Source organism: Intestinibaculum porci (genome assembly GCF_003925875.1).
Classification (GTDB): domain Bacteria; phylum Bacillota_I; class Bacilli_A; order Erysipelotrichales; family Coprobacillaceae; genus Intestinibaculum; species Intestinibaculum porci.
Genome location: NZ_AP019309.1, coordinates 2491137 through 2512640, shown reverse-complemented (window position 1 = coordinate 2512640; position 21504 = coordinate 2491137). Strand labels below are relative to the sequence as shown.

Here is a 21504-nt window from a genome sequence, read left to right as displayed (position 1 = left end):
TAATGAGTAAGGTATAACTTACTTATTTGGGTCAAGAGAAAAAAGAATGATATATAGGACAAATTTCACAATATGAAATTCTCGTGCAGAAATGGATGATATTGTTATGAGAAAAAAATAAAATTTTTTCTTATTTCGAATTTTTGTGTGTTTTTCTCTTTTTTTCGTCATCAAGTTGTGGTAGATTGTATTGATGAATGTAAGAGATTCGTAAAGATTTAGTAAGGAGGCCAAAAGCGTGGATAACAGAGAAAAAGAATCAATCGGGAATTATGAAGAACAATTCGATGCAGACACAATGGATAGTGACACAAGAAAGAAGAAGAGAAGAGGAAAGATTGCCTCTCGTATTCTTTTTGGATTATACTCTTTAATTATATTTGTTTTAATGCTTGTTTATGAAAGCGTCAAATGGGGCTTGAATAAATGGGGTAACCTTTCTATCGAAGAAATGATTTATACCTTAAAAGCACCTTTAAAAGGAACTGGGCAGAATATGGTGGGAGAATATCTCCAGAAAGCCTTATTGCCAGCAGTGCTGATTTCTTTAGGTTTAATTATTGTTTGTGCGTTAGTAAGACGTTTTAAGAAGAAATATATTACATTTCCATTCTTATGCTTAGTATTAGCTTTTGCAGTCTTCTTAGGCGGTATTAAAGGCGGATACTATTTCTGGAATAAGTTAGATGTTGGGGCTTATATGTATAATCAGATGCACCCATCAACATTTATTGAAAAGAACTATGTCAATCCCGCTAAAACAAAATTGACGTTCCCTCAGAAGAAGAGAAATGTGATCTATCTGTTCTTGGAATCTATGGAACAAACCTATATGGATTCTTCTGTCGGCGGTCATCATGCGCAGAATATCATTCCGGAATTGACAACTTTAGCGAAACAGAACATTTCCTTCTCAAATAGTGATTCGTATGTCAATGGGGCGAAAGCCTTAACTGGGAATACCTGGACGATTGGTGGAATGTTTGGCGCAACGGCTGGTTTACCATTAAAGACTCAGGTGGCCAACAATGAAAACAGTAACTCAACTGTTTTCTACCCAAGATTAACAACTTTAGGTGATATTTTACAGAAACAGGGCTATGATCAGACGCTATTAATTGGTTCTGATGCATCCTTTGGTGGTCGTGACCGTTACTTCTCTCAGCATGGCGGTTATGATATTGAAGATTACCTCTATGCTAAAGCAAAAGGTATGATCCCCAATGACTATAAAGTCTTCTGGGGTTATGAAGATGAAAAGTTATTTGGTTTTGCAAAAGAAAAATTAAATAACTTATCAAAGCAGTCAAAACCATTCAACTTAACAATGTTAACAGTGGATACCCATTTCCCAACTGGTTACTGGGATCGTAACTGTCGTTCACAGTTCCCAACGAAGTATGAAAACGTTATGGCTTGTTCATCAAGACAGGTTTCAGCCTTTATTAAGTGGTGTCAGAGCCAGTCTTGGTATAAAGATACAACGATTGTCATTTCTGGTGACCATCCAACAATGAATGCAACGATTCAGAAAGGTACTCCTTGGGATCAGCGTTTAGTCTATACATGTTATATCAATAGTGCGGTTAAGAGAGATTCAATTACGAGAAGAAATTTCTCTACGCAGGATAACTTCCCAACAACCTTAGCTGCCATGGGTGTTAAGATTCAGGGCAACCGTTTAGGTTTAGGAACGAACTTATTCTCTAATGAAAAGACATTATTAGAAAAATATGGTTTCAATTATGTCGATAATGAATTAAAGAAACGATCTGTCTGGATGGAAAAACAAATGGAAACATCACGTTCTAACCGTGTCGATATTCAGCAGGCCAAAGGGAACTTACCAATTGTCAAAGCATCAATTGCTCCATATACACTTGGTCAGAAAACAGCAACGGTAACGATTAATAGTATTAAGATTCCTAAGAAGTTTAAAGTGAAGAGCTTTGAAGTGAATGTCAGCTACCGTGAAGACGGCGCTTATGGGAATACTGTTATTGTCAAAGATCCAAAACCAGGGACAAAAGTCAGTGTGGATATCTCTGATGAACACAGTCAATGGTATATTGATCACTACAAACTGAAACAGTTATATGTCAATGTCAATGTCTCAAGTATCTCTAATGTGAAGTACACCGTAGGTAAAGGGACAGGTAAAGTTGTTTGGAGCAAAGAAGAAAGCTCACAGGCAACTGGTAAAACAAAAACTACATCTATTTATTAATCAAAAGGCCACAGGAGTTATTCCTGTGGCCTTACGGCATTTTAGAAAAGTAAAAATGGCAAACAGGATAAATAGATCAATTGATTCTAAAAACGTCTGTAAAGGCTTATAGAGCTTTATAAGAGGATTGCTCTCTGCGACATCCCTTAGTGACTGAAAAAAATCAAATTTGTTGTTGACGAGTATAAAGCGTAGTGGTATTATAGTGGAGCAGTCAGCGAGATGGGCCTTTAGCTCAGTTGGTTAGAGCGCACCCCTGATAAGGGTGAGGTCGATGGTTCAAATCCATTAAGGCCCACCATTTTGATTGACTGTATACATGGGCCTTTAGCTCAGTTGGTTAGAGCGCACCCCTGATAAGGGTGAGGTCGATGGTTCAAATCCATTAAGGCCCACCATGTATTTATATTTTCTTTGGGGCTTTAGCTCAGTTGGGAGAGCGCCTGCTTTGCACGCAGGAGGTCACCGGTTCGATCCCGATAAGCTCCACCATTTTATTGAATAATTAATGGGCCTTTAGCTCAGTTGGTTAGAGCGCACCCCTGATAAGGGTGAGGTCGATGGTTCAAATCCATTAAGGCCCACCATTAATTATTTTTCTCTGGGGCTTTAGCTCAGTTGGGAGAGCGCCTGCTTTGCACGCAGGAGGTCACCGGTTCGATCCCGATAAGCTCCACCATTTTTATTTATAAATGGGCCTTTAGCTCAGTTGGTTAGAGCGCACCCCTGATAAGGGTGAGGTCGATGGTTCAAATCCATTAAGGCCCACCAGTGGGGCTTTAGCTCAGTTGGGAGAGCGCCTGCTTTGCACGCAGGAGGTCACCGGTTCGATCCCGATAAGCTCCACCATTTATAAATGTACGACTCGTAAGAGTCGTTTTTCTTTTGCCTATACTCAGCAACAATCATACTTGATTAAAAGAGTTTCTCTTTGTACAATGATGAAGAAAGAGGTGTGCTTATGACTGCTTATATAGCTTATATAAAGAAGAATATCCTAACGCTCATTACTTGTATCGTCTTAATAGCTAGTGTGTTTATTGTTTATACGGTATTTGCCATTCCTAATAAATATGATGCCAAGGTTACGATTACGGTAGATCAAAATCCCCAGAAATACATGAAGATTGTCAAAAGTGAGGGTTATATTAATGCGGTTAGCAGCACTTATAATCTTGAAAAGAAAGAAGTTCTTGCGGCTTTGCAAATGACTGTGAATGGTCATGATTTGACTATTCGGGCAAGATGTGAAGATGCCATCACTTCTAAGAAGATTGTAGATGCATTATCAATGCGTCTTCTCCAGCATCATAGTACTTTGTTAATGAAATCAGGTTCAACCGTAGCGAGTAAACCTTCTTCTCCTAGTTTGCTTTTCAATGGCGCACTAGGCGGCGTATGTGGGCTTATTATTGGCTTTATAGTCTTAGCTATTCAAATGTATATCAGTAAAAAGGATCAGGCATAATGTTACCTGATCTTTTTATATTCTCCATAGGAAAAGGATTGGCGGCGCCAATCCTTATTTCACTGTGACTGATTTGGTTTTTGAATAAGAAGAATAATAAGTTTTATGATCTACTTTTCCAAAGCTGCGGATCTTGACATAGTATTTTGTATTACTGTCTAAAGCATTAAGGGTTGCGGAAGTAGCGGTATAGTTATTAATCTTATAAGTTGAAGCATCATCGAAGTTTTTGTTGTTGGCATAACGGACTTCAAAGCCATCACAGTCATTCATCTTTTTCCAGTTAAATGTTAATGATTCAGTTGAGGCTTTAATTTTTGTGATCTTTGGTGTTGTTAAGAGATACGTATATTTGAAAGTATCACCAATACGCCAGTTTTTCGTTAAGGAAGCAGTTGTAGCATCGCGGTGACTCAGGGATGTTTCATCCCATGCTTCACCATAAATGGTTGAACCGTTATAGTTGAGGACATTGGTGAGTTTCATACCGGTGATATAGCCTTTTTTATTTCTGTTGACCGCGAAGCGATAAGCACTATAGGTTTTGGTTTCATTATATTTGAATGGATAATTCAATGATAAAATGAAACTGGTGGCACGCCACTGTTTATTGATGTACTTATATTCTGATGTCCACCAGGCAAAAGATCTTTTAGCAATGGATTTACCATTGACATAGGTTGTTTTTTTGGTTAATTGAATACCTTTCTTTTTAGATCCATAGAGACCGTTTTTCAGATAAACAAAAGATAATGTATCACCAACTGCTTTATTATAATTATTTTCTTTGACGGGCAGGATTTCATTAGTATCTATTTCATGTAATGGTGATTCATCATTTTTTCTCACGGCAATACGAGCTTTTACATTGCCAGAAGTATAAGCGGCAGCTTTCACAAAGCTGGCTGGCAGGGATAATGTGGTGCTATTAGCAATCAAAGAATCAACATGATGAGAGCTATTCAAATAATCATAAGAGAGCGTATAGTCGCTTAGATCCTGTTCTTCACCATCACTCACAACTTTAAGCAGTTTGATTTTCACGTTCTTTTTTGAAGCTTTGAGGCTGCTAAGGTCTAAAGGATCAGAGGCACTGAAGTTATTAGAATCATACTGCTTTGCACTTTCATTAGGATAAGTGATACTGATACTAAAATAATTATTTTCATCTTTTTCTGCATGCACATTAAACGTTGTTAACGATAACGTTAAGAGCAATGTTAAGGGAATACTAACATATTTGGTTATTTTCATAAAATTCAACTCCTTCTTGGTACTATTTTATCATTAATAAGAAAAAAGCGGTAGAGATTTTATCTCTGCCGCTAAGCGATTACAGTTGTATCGCTTTCTGATGGTGAAGAAGATGAGCTTGAGGATTCAGTTGGTGAATTACCTGTTGAGCTACTAGAGGATGTTTGTGATGAACTACTTGTCGTATTATTTGTGTTATTTGTATTGCTTGTAGTTGTGGAACTATTATTTTCTGATGTATTGTCACTAATAGTGCCATGACTAGAAGAACCACTTGTATCACGATCAGTATGAGAATCATGAGAAGAACTTGATGAAGCCGAAGAATTGCTGTTGTTTGATGCATTTGAGCTCGTGGTCTTATTGCTGGTAGAATTATTCGTATTCTTCTTTGGTGTTTCTGTTTTCTTCTTTGGTATTGTCGGCTTAGTAGTCTTCGTTGCTTTTTTTGGCGTAATAGACTGTGGTCTATATGTATAGTTCGTAGTTGGGGTTAATGTTGTATTCTGATAGCTTGTTGTGTAGTTTTCCGTTGGAACGGAAGGCGTTGCAATATCATTAGCAAGCGTATCTGATTTTGCAGCAACATTATTGGTATTAGTGGATGAGGTGTTTTCATCACTGCTCTTTTCAATCTTGAATGAACCAAGTAATGTCCCGGTATAATCATTTTTCCCTGTCACAATAACTTTAGCCGTACCTGGTTTCTTGTTCTTTGCGTATTTTACAGTATAGTCTTTATTTTTGACTAAGATCTTATGATCATTGGTTTCAACCTGTACCTTTGGCTTTTTCGCTTTGCCATCATAGGTATAAGTATTAGAAGATAAGGTTAACTTAAATTTCGCAATACTGATCTTATTAATAACTTCGCTGGCTGCCGGTGTCACCTGTGAATCACTATAGATGAGAACATCTGCTTTAGCGGTATTTGTGACGTTGACAATTAAGTCTTTGAATTCTGATTTTACATTAGCAGAAATAATCGTTTGACCGGTTTTTTTCGCAATGACCTGGCCGGTCTTGCTGATCGTAGCAACCTGAGGATCAGAGGATAACCATTTGATTTTTGTGGCATCATCACCGGTAGCCGCAACTGTATAAATAGCTCCTTTTTTAAGATCTAGCTGGCTAGCACTTAAGGTATAGTGATATTTGGATGTTTCTATTTTTGGGGTGAGGACTTTGTTCATAATGGCATTAATACCAACAATTAAGGCAAAGACTACAACTCCTTTGATATATGTTTTCTTCATATGCATCTCTCCTGTAATTATCATTATAGTACTAAAAACTATGATAGAATGCAAAAGATTTTCAATAGCATATGAATATAATAAATTAGTTATAGAACTATAAATAAATAATAGATGGTTTATTATATTTGTTTATAAAGGAGTTTATTGCTTATAACTTCAAGATATTATTATTATTATTATTATTATTATTATTATTATGGGTGCGATGAAAACGGATACAATGACAAAAGTATACATTATCGCATGAAATAATACTATAAAGCATGTGAAATTTGATCGTGTTGTTAACAATTTAGTGACTTGGTATGATTTTTAGTTGATAGCGCACAATTTAATATCTCTCTACGAGTCATAAATTCCATTAACTTTATTTTTACAGATCAAATATACTATTGCTAAACTTAAATATACTTTCTTTACTGAGTTGGCGAATGTAGAAATATTGCTGATGCTGTCTCAGCATCCCTAAAAGCTTTGTAACTTTCTCGCTGATATTGAGTTTTCTGAAATTATATTGGATCATAAATAACGAGTTATATCTATTTATATACTTTGTAGATATATTTCTATAATAGATGATTTCTGATTCAATAAATGAATGAAGTCCATTTACAGTATTCAAATGATCAGTTTTTGTATACTCATCGAGTTTTAGATGCTTTACGCCGCAATTTCGTTTTTTCAGACTCCAGTCATAAATATTGATACCATCTATAAAGCAGTAGCTTTCTTTATCAATATGCTGACAAAATTCATAGCCATTCACGTCAGTAGGTCGACCGGTATTATAGGTGTGAATAAATGTATTTCCGCCTCGGGAAACTACGGTCATAATACATACTAGAATATCAGTTATGCCTGGTTTCGGTGCTATTGATCCATGTTTTCGAGGATCAACGCCTTCCAGCTTGGTCCCTTTATGACTCGCCAGGATGTACTTCTCATCTATTTCAGCTACATCACCTACAGAATCATTAGCTAGGATCATTTCAATGAAATGAAGTAGCTTATGACGCATTCTAAATACAGTTACATAATGCACACCGATTTTGAATGCAGTTTCGCGTAAAGCTAAACCGTTGAGTGTATCTTTAAGAACAATTTTCCACTTTGAAAGGCTCTGATGTGAATAGAAAGTTAATTGACCGGTATCCGCTACAAAGCGTTTATTACAGCTTTTACATCTATACATTTGCTTGCCACTTTTTGTGTGTCCTGCTTTGATCATTTTAGGATGTTTTTCAGGACATTTTGGGCAATGCTCTATGATAGGTGTAGACGCAGTTTCATTAGCTTCAATATACTCCTCAACCATATCAAGAATCTGTTCAATTTGAAATTGATCTAGTTTAATATTAGATAAGTTAGCAGCAATGTTTTGAATTTCCATATTAATACCTCCAGGTACTATATATTTTAGCAAATATACATATATCCTGATGTTCAATACATCGCTTGAAAGGGATAAATACGGAGCTTATATGTGAAAGTCACTTATTTGTTAACAACACGAATTTGATACTAATAAAATTAAACTATAACAATATTTTTATTTTAAAAAACATAACATAAATCAATTAAATTTGTATTTGGTATTGCAAATGAGACCCTTCAATGATATGCTTACACGCGTAATCAATCGCTTGACAGGGAAATAGCGATTAAAAACTTGGGAATGGGGGAGTTTGCTTGTATACCAGAAAAAATTGGGTCAAACACTGGGACTTTATAGTATTTGATCTGATAATGTTAGAAATTTCATTTCTTTTAGCCAATTTCATAAGATATAGAAGTTCGCTTGCTCAGATCATTGCAATGAATCATTATATCTTCTATGCCGAAGTCGTGATTCTTTTGCTATGTTTCTTTATGACAATCGTCTTTGATGATCCATATAAGAACATCTTAAAGAATGATGGTCCGGAAGAGTTTATGAGGATTGTGAAACAGGCAGTGGGCATGTTTGTCATTAACATTGTAATTTTATATATCCTTCAGCAAGGTAATGCTTCTTCACGTATTGTGATCCTTATCTTATATCCTATCTATATTGTCTTAAGTATGATCATAAGAACATTATGGAAAGCACACTTACGGAAGAAGTTATCACATTATGGCTCTAATAAAGCAATGATTGTGTTATCTGATTCGAAACATATTCATACTGTCTTAGATAACTTAGTGACTAAAACGTATAAGGGTTATTCCATTATGGGAGCATTCTTAATGGATTATGATGGTCATATTAAGAAAAGCGGCAATGTGCCTATTTTAGGCAGCAGTGATGATATGATTGAATATGCTACCCATAACTGGGTGGATAGTGCAACTTTAGCTATACAAGATGATAAGAGTATTGAACACTTAAGAGATGTTTTTGAGGTTATGGGCATTACCACTCATGTAATTGTAGCCCCAGCGCCTGCCAATGATGGGGAGTATATTCAAAAGCTTGGTAATTATATCGTAGCTTCTAATTCATATCGCAGTATTCCCCCAGCACGTCTTTTTATCAAAAGGGTAATGGATGTATTAGGTGGTATAGTTGGCTGTCTCTTTACACTTATAATAACACTATTTGTTGGACCAATGATCTTTATAAAAGATCCAGGGCCAATCTTTTATACATCTAAACGTGTAGGGAAGAACGGTAAGATATTTAAGATGTATAAATTTAGATCCATGTATAAAGATGCTGATCAAAGGAAAGCAGAACTCATGTCTCAAAATAAAATGGGTGATGGCATGATGTTTAAGATGGATGATGATCCAAGAATTATTGGATCAGAAAAGAAAGATAAAAACGGGAAACCAAAGGGAATCGGAAACTTCATTAGAAAAACATCATTAGATGAATTTCCTCAGTTTTTTAATGTATTAAAGGGAGATATGTCTTTAGTGGGAACAAGACCTCCTACATTAGATGAATGGGAAAAATACACGCCTCATCATCGTAAGAGAATGGCTATTAGACCTGGTATTACAGGTATGTGGCAGGCTAATGGCAGAAGTGATATTACAGACTTTGAAGAAGTTGTGAGATTAGATACGGAATATATAGATAATTGGACAAACGCAATGGATGTCCGTCTTTTATTAAAAACCATTATTGGGGTTATAAAGCACGATGGTGCTGAATAGGGGGTAAACAGACATGAAAACGTCATTAGTTATTATGGCTGCTGGGATTGGCTCTCGCTTTGGCGGAGGCATTAAACAGTTAACACCAGTCGGTCCTAATAAAGAAATTATTATGGATTATTCCATCCATGATGCCATTGAAGCCGGCTTTAATAAAGTCATCTTCATCATTCGTAAAGACATTGAACAGGATTTCAAAGATATTATTGGTAATCGTATTGAAAAGATCTGCCATGCCCATAACGTAGAGGTTGGGTATTGTTTCCAGGATTTACATAACTTACCAGCTGGAATCAAGTGCCCTGAAGGCAGAACAAAACCTTGGGGTACTAGTCAGGCTGTCTTAGCCGCAAAAGATTTAGTGCATGAACCATTCTGCGTCATCAACGCCGATGATTATTATGGTAAAGAAGCTTTTAAGTTATTACATGATTTCTTAGTAGAAGGACATGGTGATCATGAATTTGCCATGGCTGGTTTTATTCTTAAAAACACCTTAAGTGATAACGGAACTGTCACCCGTGGCCTTTGTGAAGTGAATGATCAGGGGTACTTAACTGATGTTCATGAAACTCATGACATTGCGAAAACAGCGACTGGTGCTGAAGTCAATGGTGTGGCATTAGATCCTAACGCCAATGTCTCAATGAATATGTGGGCTTTATCCCCAGCATTCATGCAGACATTAGAAGATGGATTTGTGGAATTCTTTGAGAACAATAAAGATCCAATGAAAGGGGAATACCTGATTCCTGTCTATATTGGAGAATTACTGGAACAGGGCAAAGTATCTGTAAAAGTCTTAGAAACAAGTGATAAGTGGTTTGGTGTCACTTATGCAGAAGACAAAGACTTTGTCATTGACAGCTTCAAGGAATTAGTAGACAAAGGTGTCTACAAAGCTGATTTATTTAGTAGTTTATAGGAAACAAAAATATCTTAGCTGTTTGGTGAACAAACGGGAAAATGAAATAGAAATACCATTCAGTAGGATGTGTTGATATAAAATTAGGGATATGCGGAGGATGTAAGCAATGGCTGAGAAAAAGAAAATATTATATATAGTCGAAGCTATGGGTGGAGGCGTTTTTACTTACATAGTTGACCTTGCTAATGAACTTGTCAACTCTTATGACATGTACATTGCTTACGCAGTGCGAAAGCAAACACCAGAAAATTATAAGGACTACTTTGATAAGCGAATTCATTTAATTGAAGTTAAAAATTTTGACCGGGCAATTGATCCGGCAAAAGATGTTGCTGCATTTTTTGAAGTTAAAAAAATAGCAGCAGAGGTTAAGCCTGATATCATTCATCTCCATAGCAGTAAGGCTGGTGTGATTGGTAGGTTAGCATTTAATGGGAAAATTCCTGTGTTTTATACTCCACACGGGTACAGCTTCTTAATGGAAAGTTATAAACCGATGAAACGCAAAATGTTTAAACTGATTGAGTCTGTATGCGCAAAAAGAAATTGTACAACTATCAGTTGCAGTGTGGGTGAGCATCAGGAATCTTTGAAACTTACTAAACGTGCTACCTATGTGAACAATGGTATTAACATGGCTGAGCTACAGGACATTATTGATAAGACAAAAAAGGTTGAACATCCATTTACTGTTTATACGTTAGGAAGAATTTGTTACCAGAAGAATCCTACATTATTTAATGAAATAGCAAAATCACTTCCAAATGTAAAATTTGTATGGATTGGTGATGGTGAACTCCGGGGAGAACTAACAAGTAAAAATATCGAGATCACAGGCTGGGCCGATCGAAGCACGGCGATTAGATATGCGGTTAATGCAGACGTTTTCCTTCTGCCAAGTAGGTGGGAAGGTCTACCAATATCGTTACTTGAATCTATGTATATGAAGAAAGTATGTGTGGTAAGTAACGTGATCGGTAACCGAGATGTCATTCATAACGGTGAGAACGGCTTTGTATGTACGAAAGTTGAAGAGTTTGTAAAAGCAATCGAAGATTGCCAATGCAATACTGGAAAACTGACAGAAAGAGCATATCAGGATATTTTGAAGATATATAACACAAAAGTAATGGCACAGTTGTATAGTGAAAAGTACGAAAGTGCGCTGAATAAGCGGAGGTTATAGCATGACTTAACACATTGTAGTGTAGTAGTCAGGCCGTACACCATTGCATACTCCGTTGGTATTGGGTCAGCTCATTATGTTACTGCAAAGGCGGTAGCATAATGAAAAAGATAAGAGTTTTACATGTAGCACAGGTTGTTGGTGGCGTAGATCATTACATCCGAATGCTTCTTAAGTATTTGGATAAAGACAAATTTGAGAATATACTAGTTTGCTCACAGGATTTCCACGAGGAGGACTACATCGGACTAGTGGATTTTTTTGAACATGTTGAGATGACAAGAGCAATTGGCAGTAATGACTTAAAAGCAATTAAAGAGGTTAGAAACTTGATAAAGAAGTATAATCCTGATATTGGTCTTAAGAATTTTTGCGTATATACCCCACATGGCTGGGCATTAAACATGCGGTCTTCTGCGAAAAAGAAGGCAATGTACACAGCTATTGAAAAGTTAGCTGCACCGTTTTGCGATAAGATTATCTGCATTTCAAATGCCGAGAAACAGTCAGCACTAGATAAGAAAATTTGTGGAGAAGATAAGCTGCAAGTTATTTTTAATGGTGTAGATATTGAAGCTTATGAAAATGGAATACATGGTGCTATTAAGAGGAAAGACCTAGGCATACCAAAAGATGCATTTGTTGTTGGTATGGTTGGGAGAATAAGTCCGCAGAAAGCACCTGATGTGTTTGTAAAGATGGCAAAACAGGTGAAAGATAAAGTTATCAATGCACACTTTATTATCGTTGGAAACGGAGATCAGGAAGACGAAATCAGAAAGTATGCAAAAGACAATGGGGTCTATGATAGTCTTCATATTACAGGATGGGTTGATAATCCAATGAGTTATGTAGAACTATTTGATGTAGCATGCTTACTAAGCCGCTGGGAAGGTTTCGGTTTAGCTTTACCTGAATATATGATGGCAGGTAAGCCTATTGTGGCAAGTAAGGAAGTGCAACGAATCTATCAGGAAGATGGGGGAAAAGATAGATTGGTGACACAGGGACTGGAAGATGTACATAGGAGGTTTAATGCTCGGAGAGTTTCCGAGGAACACGAGAAACTATTAAAAAAGTATGTACTAAATGACGTGAATCGTAATAGAGCATCAAGGAGGTCAAAATGAACGATAATCCACTGATTAGTGTTATTGTACCAATATACAATGTAGAACAGTATTTAAAAAGATGTGTTGAAAGTATAAGAAGACAGACTTACTCAAATTTGGAAATTATTCTAGTGGATGACGGATCACCTGATAATTGTGGAAAAATTTGTGACGATTATAAGAAGGAAGATAATCGGATCAAGGTTATTCACAAGAAAAATGGTGGACTTTCGGATGCAAGAAATGCTGGGATAGAAATAGCGCAAGGAGAATATATCACTTGTATTGACAGTGATGATTTTATTTCACAGTTTTTTATAGAAAATTTATGGATTGCAATACAAAAAAGTGGATGTGAGATAGCTACAAGCTGGTTTGCTGATTATTATGAAGGTGATAATATACCTGAAGCTAAAAAAGTAGATATGAAAGATATAGCAGTGTTAAGTAGAGAGGAATTCTATAAAAAACTTCTTTATCAGGATGGTGTTGAGGTTTCAGCATGGGGCAAACTCTATAAGACAGATTTATTTGAAGGAGTTAAATATCCTGTTGGAAAACTTTATGAGGACATTCCAACCACATACCTACTTGTAGAAAAAACAAACAAAGTGGCAGTCATTCCCAATATAGACTATTTTTATTTTCAAAGATCAACAAGTATTGCACAAACAACCTTCTCTATGAGAAAAATGGATGCAATAAACCATATGGATGATTTCAAAAATTATATTATTCATAATTATCCATCATTAAAAAGAGCAGCAGAATGTAGATATTTTAGTACAGTCTGTAATATCCTTTTTCAAATTTCGAGTCCAGAGTTTAAACAAACAAAAGAAAACTTATGGCAAGAAATAAAAAAATACAGATATAGTGTTATGACAAATAGGTTTGGAAGAAAAAAGGCTAGAATAGCTGCATTCTTATCATATGGTGGATATAAATTCCTGCATATGATATATGTTAGGACACAAAAGGGTACTAGCTAGTAATTGATGAATATTTCCATTACTTCACAGTGAAAAAGGAAAAGGAATCGAAGTTATAGCTACTGTAGCAGGTATCATGAGAATGCCTTTATCATCAAAGGTAAATGAAGAGAAAGATAAATTTTCAAAGATTTAAATGATTCATTTATTGACCTTATCATGAAGTGATTCTTCACAAAAACAAATAAAGTTAAAGCTAAAAATGCGTCTATTCTTAAACAAATACGTTTAAATAAGTCGATTGAAGATGCCCTGAAAAGGGGGAAATCAAAAAGGTTATCATAAAAATATATTTCATATTTTGGCTACAATAAAAAATATTTTTCAAATTTATTTATTGGAAAACATCTTACTTTTTAGAAGATACTTTTTAATAGTGACTATAGTATTGCAGCAAACAGTTCTATAAAAACAAACGAAGGAATATATATTATAAGACAAGTTGATTCTTTAGATTAACATTTGGATCATGCGATTGCATAACAGTATAAATAGTTATTTTAGTTCAATCGTTCATTGAAATACAAAAAAGAATCAAAAAATTGAAAGTATATAAGTAATGATATGGTTGTTATTACCCTAAACTTAGACTCTTTTAGATATTTCTAAGCAAAGAAAACTCAAAATTAATCATTTTTATTAAGCGTAAATTATATTTTTTCATTTATTTATTAGGGAAATTAGGACTATAACGAAATAAATGAAAATAATATGGAAAGTAGGATTATTAATGAATAAGCAACTTATTTTAATAGTACAGACCGAGAACAATTATTTCCCACTTGATTATCAATATGCGGATATTTGTAATATATTTAAATCAGAAAATAAAATCTTTAGATATATAAGAAAGATAATTTTGAAATTAGATCTTCCTATCAAAAATATAATTTTCACAGATTGGATCAAAAAAATTGCTGGCTCGAAAGAGGTAATAGTATTTGATACTGGAAATGCAGTAGAAATAGTTAAATATATAAACAAAAGATACCCGAACAAGAGGATAATATTGTGGTATTGGAATCCAGTAATTAGGACAATAAAACCTGAGAAATTTAAGGGCTTGAATTGTGAAATGTGGACTTTTGACCCAGTTGATGCAAAAAAATTTAATATGAAATTAAATACACAATTCTTTATTGAGGAAAACCTTAAAACCACATCTTCGAAAGTAAAATCTCGCAGCAACTGCGATGTATTTTATGTTGGGGTAGATAAAGATCGTGCCAAACTTTTAGCTGTTCTAAAAAAGCAGTTTGATGAAAATAAGATTTCATATGATTTTAATCTTGTTGAGTATAACAATAGTGGTCTTCATTCAAATAAATATGATATTCCATATAAAAAGCCATTATCATATGAAGAAGTAAAAGAAAAATGTGCTTCTTCAAAGGTAATTGTTGATTTGGTTGCAGATGGCCAGACTGGATTGACGTTAAGGCCATTAGAGGCTTTATGTTTGAAAAAAAAGTTGATCACAAATATGAAAAGCATAAAAAAATATGACTTTTACAACCCGCAAAATATATTTATTATTGGTGAGGATAAAGAAAATAGATTGAGCGAATTTGTGTCTTCTAACTATGATGAAACAAACTACGATATTTATAAAAATGAATATTCATTTAAACAATGGTTAGAAAGGTTTGATAAGAATGAAAACATTAGCTAGTATTACTACGTACAATTCAAATTTAGATAGATTAAGATTGAATGTCGATGCAATTGCTAAGCAAGTGGACAGGGTTCTAATTATAGATAATAACTCAGAAAACTTTCAAGATATTCAAGATTTATTGTCTTCTATATTAAATGTAGATTACATAATAAATAAAGAAAATCTAGGTGTTGCCACTGCTTTAAAACAAGCAATGGATTATGCAATCAAAAAAAATTATTCTTGGGTCTTAACCTTGGATCAGGATTCTGTTTGTTATGATGGCTTGATCGAAGAATATAAGAAGTTTACTAATTTACCAGATGTTGGGATATTAAGTTGCAATATAATTGATAGAAATTTTTCGGAAAAAAATGATTTTAATCAGCATGAAAATTATAAAGAAATTGAAAAATGTATAACAAGTGCATCCTTTACAAACGTTAAAGCGTATAAAGATACTGATGGATATGATACAAGTATGTTTATTGATGGTGTAGATTGGGATATTTGTTATAATTTCAGATCACATGGATACAAGATTTACAAAATAAATTTTGATGGTGTATTACACGAAGTTGGACATGGAAGAAATGTAAAATTATTAGGAAAAGAATATATCGTATATGGTGAATCTCCACTAAGAAATTATTATTCTGCACGAAATAATATATATCTTGCAAAAAAGTATCCTGAATATGTTTCTTTTACTCGCACAATTCTACGAGAAATCAAATTTATAATTTTGATTATTTTATATGAAAATAAAAAGTTTGCGAAAGTTAGCAACAGGCTGAAAGGCTTGTTGGAGGGAATGAAATGGCATTAATAATTAGTTTGATAATTATGATTCTCTGTTTAAAATATAGAAAATCAAAATTATTGTTTATTCTTACTGGTGTATGGATTTGGATATTAATTGCATTCTCATCAGGATTAGCAGATGAAGGAATTTATTTGGCTAGATACAATAATTATAAGGTTTTTACAGGATCAACAGAACCAGGATATTCATTATTAATGGTTGTGTTTAATAATTTAGGTGCATCATTTGAAAATTATAAGATGATAATTTCTGCAGTTGAAGTTCTATTAATAATGAGTACGATTAATGAGTTAACCGTTAATAAAAATTTCGTCTTAGCAATGTACATGATATTCCCGCTTTGTATGGATGCAGTCCAAATGCGTTTTACACTTGGATTATCAATCGTGATATTTGCTTTACGATATCTAAATGAATTGTATTGTAAAAATAAGATGAGAGGGAATCTTCCACCTAGCATAAGATACATAATTTGTGTTGTGTTAGCAACTTGCTTTCATTCAATAAATATATTATATCTATTACTACTTTTAGCAAAAAAAATTGAACGAAGAAAAATTATAATTGCCGTTTTAATTGTAATATTTGTATTTAGAGTTATTTTAACACCTTCAACATTAATTAAAATCGGTACTTTTATTGGCGTAGGAGATAAGATTAGTGCAGCCTTAGCAAATACAGCAAATATGGGTCAAAATGCAATTTTGATTTATTCATTTAACATGATTGTTAGATTCGGATTATTGCTACTTATTATTATATTATTTAAATATGCATTCCATATTCAAAATAGAGGGATTATAGATTCTACTACTGCATTAGATTTTAATATAATAATTTTAGCAATAATAGCATTACTTCCATATTCGATTGAATTTTATAGAATACAGGTAGGACTGTCATTGTTTAATTATATGTTTATCTCAGGTTACTTTATCGAGAAAAAAGGAAAGCATAGTTTTACAAATGCATTAACACGAATTAACAAGAAAAATTTGGAAATAGCAGTAGTGACAATATCAATGTCAATTATTAATCTGTATAACTTGGTTTTGAATAATACAAATTTCAAATCAGTATTTATACCTTTTTTCTTTCAGAATAAATTGTTTTAGAAATTTAAAGAAATCAGATATAAAAGCACAACTTGCTTATATCTAATAAAAATACTTTAAGTGTGCTACGACGTTGAATTGAAGTAATAAATGATATGAAAGTGTGAATCGTATGAAAATAAATGTTATTTTTCCAAGATGGGGTTTATCAGGTGGCTTTCTTGTAATGCTAAGATACGCAGAGGAATTCAACAAAAGGGGACATGATGTTGTTTGCTATACGCCTATATTAGATGAATATGCAAACAATTACTTAAACTTAAGACATATTGTAAATGCAATAATTCATAAGAAGAATTTTGTGGAAGAAACAAAGCAATTCCCTAAAGTCAAAATAGTAAGGCAATTAAAAATTTCAAATAAATCTATTAGAAACGCTGATATAACAATTGCAACAGCATGGCCAACTGCATTTCAAGTAAATGAATTGAGTGAAGACAAAGGAAAAAAAGTTTATTTTATTCAAGACTTTGAAATTTGGGATAATGAGAAACTTGGTAAAGCGTCCTATAAATTGCCACTACACCACATTATAATCGCAAAGTGGATTGATTCTATACTTGTTAATGAACTAGGGTGTAAACCAGGTGATCTGATTCATAATGGTATGGATATAGAACGATTTATTCCAGATAGAAGTAAGAAGAATATGAGACATAAAGATGGTGAAATCCAATGCCTGATGTTATATCATAAGCTTTCAAAGAAAGGAATAGATGATGGATTAGCAGCTTTTAGAAAAGCTAAAGAAGTTATTCCTAATTTATCACTTGTGATGTTTGGAATGCCTGATGATCCTAATATTAGTGATGTAAAGCACTATTATCAAAGTCCTGCGAAAGAAAAATTAGTTGAGTTATATCAAACATCAGATGTATTTATTTATCCATCACGTGAAGAAGGCTGGGGATTAACTCCAGTAGAGGCAATGTCATGTGGATGTGCTGTTGCTGGTACTAAAACTGGTTGTATGACGGAAATTGGTAATAATGGCATTAATGCACTGTTATGTGAACCTTATGATGTGGATAATCTTGCTACCAATATCGTTAGCATAGCATCCAATGCGGATTTACGAGAAACATTAGAAAAAAATGGACGTAAAACTGCAGAAGGATTATCGTGGGACAAGTCCTTTGATAAATTTGAATCTGTGTTAATAAACTTGGCGGATAAGGATGACACTACGGTAAGGAAAAAATAAAAATTAACGAAGAAGGAATTGATAGTTAAAAGTAGTATATGAATACTAGAATATAATTCTAGGCAAAGTGATTTTTCTTTTGGTAACAATACCATATGTATCTGCAATTCTTTGTGCATTAACGAAACGTAGGCTATTCAACTTTTTTAAGGCCATGAGATATTGTACTTCAACACGAAGGTGATACGAACTGGAAATGTTCAAAAGCAAAAAACGCATAATTGTGGAACCTGTTCAGCTTCCACCGAACTTTAGATTATCAAAATTTTTGGATAGGGGTATTTATTGATATGTATATTGGGCTAGAATCTAAGCAAGCAAACGAATAAGAGAATCAGGAATTGAGTCACTAAAAATAATAGCAATTTTTATGATTGTTCTATTTCACGTTGTTCAAACGCTGGTATCAAATAGTTCTATTATTACTAATAATAGTTACGTCATAAATATTTCAAATGCTACAACTAATGTCCAAAATATTATATTGTTAGTATTTTATCATTTTGGTTCTTTAGGTAACTCAATCTTTTTCATATGTTCTACATGGTTTATGTTAAATAGCAATAGATATAATAAACAAAAATGGTTACTTATGCTCGTTGAAATATGGTTTATATCTATATCTATTTTATTTATAACTTTTGTGATTTTAAGAGCAAATATACCTGCTAGTCTTATGATAAAGAGCTTATTTCCAACTTTATTTATGAACAACTGGTACATGACTTGTTATCTTATTTTTTATCCGTTACATCCGATATTAAACAATGTAATAAATAAAATGAATCAGAAGCAATTATTTAGATGTACAGCAGCACTTTCTTTTATGTATATTCTTATGGATTTTATCGAGTGGGATTGGTTCTTCCCTTCGATGATCATTTTATGGATAACAATCTATTTTTGTGTGGCTTACATGAAGAAGTACTTAACTGATTTTGCGAATAGTATGAAGAAAAAGGCTCAATCACTTTTCCTATGGAATAGCTAATTTCCCTATAGCGGATTTCTTCGACTCATATCAATGATTTTCAAGAAGAAATATTCATCATCAGGATAGCCATAACCCATTCGACGTATTGTCTTAATGCGGTTGTTAATTCCTTCAATTTTAGAACTTGTGATTTTGATTGTTGCATGAGCTATGATACCTTCAAAATGATTGGAAAGAAGATTAGCAAACCAAATGAAATGTTCATTCTTTGTCTCATTGCATAGATCAATGATCTCAATAATCTGTTTAGCCATTTTCCATTCATGATCTTCCTGATAGGCTGCTGTTATCTTTTCTTTGATAAGATCAGCTTTGAACAGCAGCTCATTTTCTTTAATAAGAAGATCAAACTTATCGTTCCACCCACCGATAGCCTTGATTTCTGGAAGGTTAAACAGATCTGACTTTTTCTGCTTCACAATGCCTTTCTGAGCAGCCTCATCCTTCCTGTCACGCGTTGCCTTCTTTGAGCATAAAACGTGCTTAGACTTCTTAAGATGCTTAGCAGCTTCCATATTTCCTTCAGCGATAAGACGTGCCTGCTCATCCTTTCTGATTTCATTGATCAGCTTTTCATTCATGTTCTTTACAATATGAAAGTAGTCAAAAACAGGCTGTATATGAGTACATCTTTCCTCAAACGCTTCCTCAAAGTCGCTGTTCATGTCACAGCCGATGGCCTCAACATGATCCATCCATTCCTCACCGACATAGTCAATGAAGTCATAGACAACCTGCTTAGACTTTCCTCTGGCGATCCAGAGAACATTTCCTGTTTCCATATCAATGATGTGAGTGGCATACTTGTAGCCGTTATGAAGCTTGAATTCATCAATTCCAAGGTATTTGCAGAACTTTTGCGGCTTTCTAAGAGTTTTTCCATCAACGGTATAGAGTCTCTTTAGTCTTCTAAGGTCAATGGCCTTAACAATATTCTTACCAACTCCTGTAAGCTCTGAGATGCTCTTAAGAGTGAATGAGGCTCTGCCGAGGAGCTTTTCAATGAATTCTTCAAGAGCCTTAGTAATGCGATGGTGCTTTGACTTGAATGGAACACCCTGCATCTTTGTAGCATTACATTCAGGATTTGTACACTGCATCTGATTAAGGCTGACTTCCACAACCGTGCTTGTTGGGCCGTAGCTGAAGTGCTTGATTCTTGTAGGAGCGCAGATCATGTTCTTGTACATGTGAGCACCACAGCACTCACAGATTCTATCCTCATCCGAAACAGTCTGAATGCCCTTATAGACAATGATCTTGTGATCGGCTTTCTTAGGATCATCTTCAATTTCAGTGTCAGTATTAATAAACCCAGTTAATGTGTTAGGAATCTTCAGATATCCATCATCAATGATTGTATTTTTAGATTGAGTGTTAATAGCTAATTGTGTATAATCCATTTGAGGTCTCCTTGTTAGTTACTTATATCCGCCAAGATACAGTCACTATCATACGGTAGACCTCTTTTTATTTCAATATTTTGGAATTAATTGTGTACAACCTACTCCATAGGAAAAAGTACAGACCCAAGAAAAATATTATTTCTTTTAGTATTGCATTATTTGGCCTTTTTGGATTAATCTTACTTACGGAAATTACTGGTTTGCATATTTCATTTTTACAGGATAAAATGACACGTTGGGCAACAAACTGTAATCCTTTCACTATTCTCATGGCAATAGCATTATTTAATATAGCAAGAAAAATATCATTCAAAAATAAGGTTATAAACTATATATCTAGCTCATCATTACTGGTTTACATTATTCATGAAAACATAATTTTAAGGGGATGTTATAGACCATTTCTATGGATTTATATACATGATCACTTTGGATATGATTATGTCATCTTTTGGACGATTTGCCTTGCTTTCGCAATATTCGTATTTGCTCATTTAGCTGCTATCATGTATAAAATTTTGTTTGGGAAGCTTGTAAAAAAGGTGAGCGATAGTTTGTATGGCATATTAAGAAAGAGATATCTTGCTTTAGAGAAGCACGTATTAATGACTTATAGATGAAAATAACATCATATTGCTTGTATCTCTAGGAATTTCGAGGAAGCTTTGGATGCTGCTCAAGGAGGGCTATGTTATAAAGATTAAAAAGTATGATACTGACATTGAGGCTAACTCT

At 34.1% G+C, this 21504-nt stretch carries 17 protein-coding genes and 7 tRNA genes; 20 read left to right on the top strand and 4 right to left on the bottom strand.

What is annotated here, in order from left to right; genetic code table 11:
* The first annotated feature begins 238 nt into the window (after positions 1-238).
* From SG0102_RS11925 to SG0102_RS11885, 9 genes are all read left to right on the top strand, one after another.
* A complete protein-coding gene (locus tag SG0102_RS11925; protein WP_125120128.1) occupies positions 239-2227 on the top strand; it encodes a sulfatase-like hydrolase/transferase in 1989 nt (662 codons plus the stop codon).
* Between the two features lie 224 nt (positions 2228-2451).
* Positions 2452-2528 (top strand) — tRNA-Ile (locus tag SG0102_RS11920).
* Between the two features lie 20 nt (positions 2529-2548).
* Positions 2549-2625, top strand: a tRNA-Ile gene (locus SG0102_RS11915).
* 18 nt (positions 2626-2643) lie between these two features.
* Positions 2644-2719: transfer RNA gene (locus SG0102_RS11910), tRNA-Ala, on the top strand.
* A gap of 18 nt (positions 2720-2737) precedes the next feature.
* Positions 2738-2814, top strand: a tRNA-Ile gene (locus SG0102_RS11905).
* A gap of 16 nt (positions 2815-2830) precedes the next feature.
* A tRNA-Ala gene (locus SG0102_RS11900) sits at positions 2831-2906 on the top strand.
* 15 nt (positions 2907-2921) lie between these two features.
* Positions 2922-2998 (top strand) — tRNA-Ile (locus SG0102_RS11895).
* Positions 2999-3000: 2 nt separating this feature from the next.
* A tRNA-Ala gene (locus tag SG0102_RS11890) sits at positions 3001-3076 on the top strand.
* A gap of 112 nt (positions 3077-3188) precedes the next feature.
* A complete protein-coding gene (locus tag SG0102_RS11885) occupies positions 3189-3695 on the top strand; it encodes a Wzz/FepE/Etk N-terminal domain-containing protein (protein ID WP_125120127.1) in 507 nt (168 codons plus the stop codon).
* A gap of 54 nt (positions 3696-3749) precedes the next feature.
* On the opposite strand, the gene SG0102_RS11880 is transcribed toward SG0102_RS11885, so the two are convergent.
* From SG0102_RS11880 to SG0102_RS11870, 3 genes are all read right to left on the bottom strand, one after another.
* Positions 3750-4949 (bottom strand): fibronectin type III domain-containing protein, encoded by a 1200-nt coding sequence (locus SG0102_RS11880; RefSeq protein ID WP_125120126.1) that lies wholly within the window; start codon positions 4947-4949, stop codon positions 3750-3752.
* A gap of 71 nt (positions 4950-5020) precedes the next feature.
* Positions 5021-6205 carry an Ig-like domain-containing protein gene (locus SG0102_RS11875; protein ID WP_162300207.1) on the bottom strand — a complete coding sequence of 395 codons (1185 nt, stop codon included), beginning with the start codon at positions 6203-6205 and terminating at the stop codon, positions 5021-5023.
* A gap of 376 nt (positions 6206-6581) precedes the next feature.
* Complete coding sequence (locus tag SG0102_RS11870) at positions 6582-7598, bottom strand: IS1595 family transposase (RefSeq protein WP_125118233.1); 1017 nt, start codon at positions 7596-7598, stop codon at positions 6582-6584.
* A 299-nt stretch (positions 7599-7897) separates the two neighbouring features.
* On the opposite strand from SG0102_RS11870, the gene SG0102_RS11865 reads away from it, so the two are divergent.
* From SG0102_RS11865 to SG0102_RS16000, 10 genes are all read left to right on the top strand, one after another.
* Positions 7898-9349 carry a sugar transferase gene (locus tag SG0102_RS11865; RefSeq protein WP_125120124.1) on the top strand — a complete coding sequence of 484 codons (1452 nt, stop codon included), beginning with the start codon at positions 7898-7900 and terminating at the stop codon, positions 9347-9349.
* 13 nt (positions 9350-9362) lie between these two features.
* A complete protein-coding gene (locus SG0102_RS11860; protein WP_125120123.1) occupies positions 9363-10274 on the top strand; it encodes a nucleotidyltransferase family protein in 912 nt (303 codons plus the stop codon).
* A 109-nt stretch (positions 10275-10383) separates the two neighbouring features.
* On the top strand, positions 10384-11463 hold the full coding sequence (locus SG0102_RS11855; RefSeq protein ID WP_125120122.1) for a glycosyltransferase: 1080 nt from the start codon (positions 10384-10386) through the stop codon (positions 11461-11463).
* Positions 11464-11564: 101 nt separating this feature from the next.
* Complete coding sequence (locus tag SG0102_RS11850) at positions 11565-12593, top strand: glycosyltransferase (RefSeq protein WP_197715040.1); 1029 nt, start codon at positions 11565-11567, stop codon at positions 12591-12593.
* Positions 12590-13567 (top strand): glycosyltransferase family 2 protein, encoded by a 978-nt coding sequence (locus tag SG0102_RS11845; protein WP_125120120.1) that lies wholly within the window; start codon positions 12590-12592, stop codon positions 13565-13567. The genes SG0102_RS11850 and SG0102_RS11845 overlap by 4 nt, the downstream gene beginning before the upstream one ends.
* A 700-nt stretch (positions 13568-14267) precedes the next feature.
* Entirely contained in the window at positions 14268-15239 is a 972-nt protein-coding gene (locus tag SG0102_RS11840) for a hypothetical protein (protein ID WP_148668857.1), read from the top strand.
* On the top strand, positions 15223-16053 hold the full coding sequence (locus SG0102_RS11835; RefSeq protein ID WP_125120118.1) for a glycosyltransferase family 2 protein: 831 nt from the start codon (positions 15223-15225) through the stop codon (positions 16051-16053). The genes SG0102_RS11840 and SG0102_RS11835 overlap by 17 nt, the downstream gene beginning before the upstream one ends.
* Complete coding sequence (locus tag SG0102_RS11830) at positions 16044-17165, top strand: EpsG family protein (RefSeq protein WP_125120117.1); 1122 nt, start codon at positions 16044-16046, stop codon at positions 17163-17165. Before SG0102_RS11835 ends, SG0102_RS11830 begins: the two co-directional genes overlap by 10 nt.
* A 112-nt stretch (positions 17166-17277) precedes the next feature.
* Entirely contained in the window at positions 17278-18369 is a 1092-nt protein-coding gene (locus tag SG0102_RS11825; RefSeq protein ID WP_125120116.1) for a glycosyltransferase family 4 protein, read from the top strand.
* A gap of 325 nt (positions 18370-18694) precedes the next feature.
* On the top strand, positions 18695-19360 hold the full coding sequence (locus tag SG0102_RS16000) for an acyltransferase family protein (RefSeq protein WP_408609982.1): 666 nt from the start codon (positions 18695-18697) through the stop codon (positions 19358-19360).
* A 5-nt stretch (positions 19361-19365) separates the two neighbouring features.
* Here SG0102_RS16000 and SG0102_RS11820 read toward each other — a convergent pair whose 3' ends face one another.
* Positions 19366-20766 carry an ISL3 family transposase gene (locus tag SG0102_RS11820; RefSeq protein WP_125118654.1) on the bottom strand — a complete coding sequence of 467 codons (1401 nt, stop codon included), beginning with the start codon at positions 20764-20766 and terminating at the stop codon, positions 19366-19368.
* Between the two features lie 80 nt (positions 20767-20846).
* Here SG0102_RS11820 and SG0102_RS15315 point away from each other — a divergent pair, with 80 nt between their 5' ends.
* On the top strand, positions 20847-21389 hold the full coding sequence (locus SG0102_RS15315) for a hypothetical protein (protein ID WP_148668856.1): 543 nt from the start codon (positions 20847-20849) through the stop codon (positions 21387-21389).
* The last annotated feature ends 115 nt before the right edge of the window (positions 21390-21504 follow it).

What these genes read in the sequence shown, in the direction of transcription:
- SG0102_RS11860 (WP_125120123.1), top strand. Translation starts at nt 9,363, where the DNA reads ATGAAAACGTCATTAGTTATTATGGCTGCTGGGATTGGCTCTCGCTTT.
- SG0102_RS11875 (WP_162300207.1), bottom strand. Translation starts at nt 6,205, where the DNA reads ATGAAGAAAACATATATCAAAGGAGTTGTAGTCTTTGCCTTAATTGTT.
- SG0102_RS11850 (WP_197715040.1), top strand. Translation starts at nt 11,565, where the DNA reads ATGAAAAAGATAAGAGTTTTACATGTAGCACAGGTTGTTGGTGGCGTA.
- SG0102_RS11835 (WP_125120118.1), top strand. Translation starts at nt 15,223, where the DNA reads ATGAAAACATTAGCTAGTATTACTACGTACAATTCAAATTTAGATAGA.
- SG0102_RS11845 (WP_125120120.1), top strand. Translation starts at nt 12,590, where the DNA reads ATGAACGATAATCCACTGATTAGTGTTATTGTACCAATATACAATGTA.
- SG0102_RS11830 (WP_125120117.1), top strand. Translation starts at nt 16,044, where the DNA reads ATGGCATTAATAATTAGTTTGATAATTATGATTCTCTGTTTAAAATAT.
- SG0102_RS11880 (WP_125120126.1), bottom strand. Translation starts at nt 4,949, where the DNA reads ATGAAAATAACCAAATATGTTAGTATTCCCTTAACATTGCTCTTAACG.
- SG0102_RS11825 (WP_125120116.1), top strand. Translation starts at nt 17,278, where the DNA reads ATGAAAATAAATGTTATTTTTCCAAGATGGGGTTTATCAGGTGGCTTT.
- SG0102_RS11820 (WP_125118654.1), bottom strand. Translation starts at nt 20,766, where the DNA reads ATGGATTATACACAATTAGCTATTAACACTCAATCTAAAAATACAATC.
- SG0102_RS11870 (WP_125118233.1), bottom strand. Translation starts at nt 7,598, where the DNA reads ATGGAAATTCAAAACATTGCTGCTAACTTATCTAATATTAAACTAGAT.
- SG0102_RS11855 (WP_125120122.1), top strand. Translation starts at nt 10,384, where the DNA reads ATGGCTGAGAAAAAGAAAATATTATATATAGTCGAAGCTATGGGTGGA.
- SG0102_RS11840 (WP_148668857.1), top strand. Translation starts at nt 14,268, where the DNA reads ATGAAAATAATATGGAAAGTAGGATTATTAATGAATAAGCAACTTATT.
- SG0102_RS11885 (WP_125120127.1), top strand. Translation starts at nt 3,189, where the DNA reads ATGACTGCTTATATAGCTTATATAAAGAAGAATATCCTAACGCTCATT.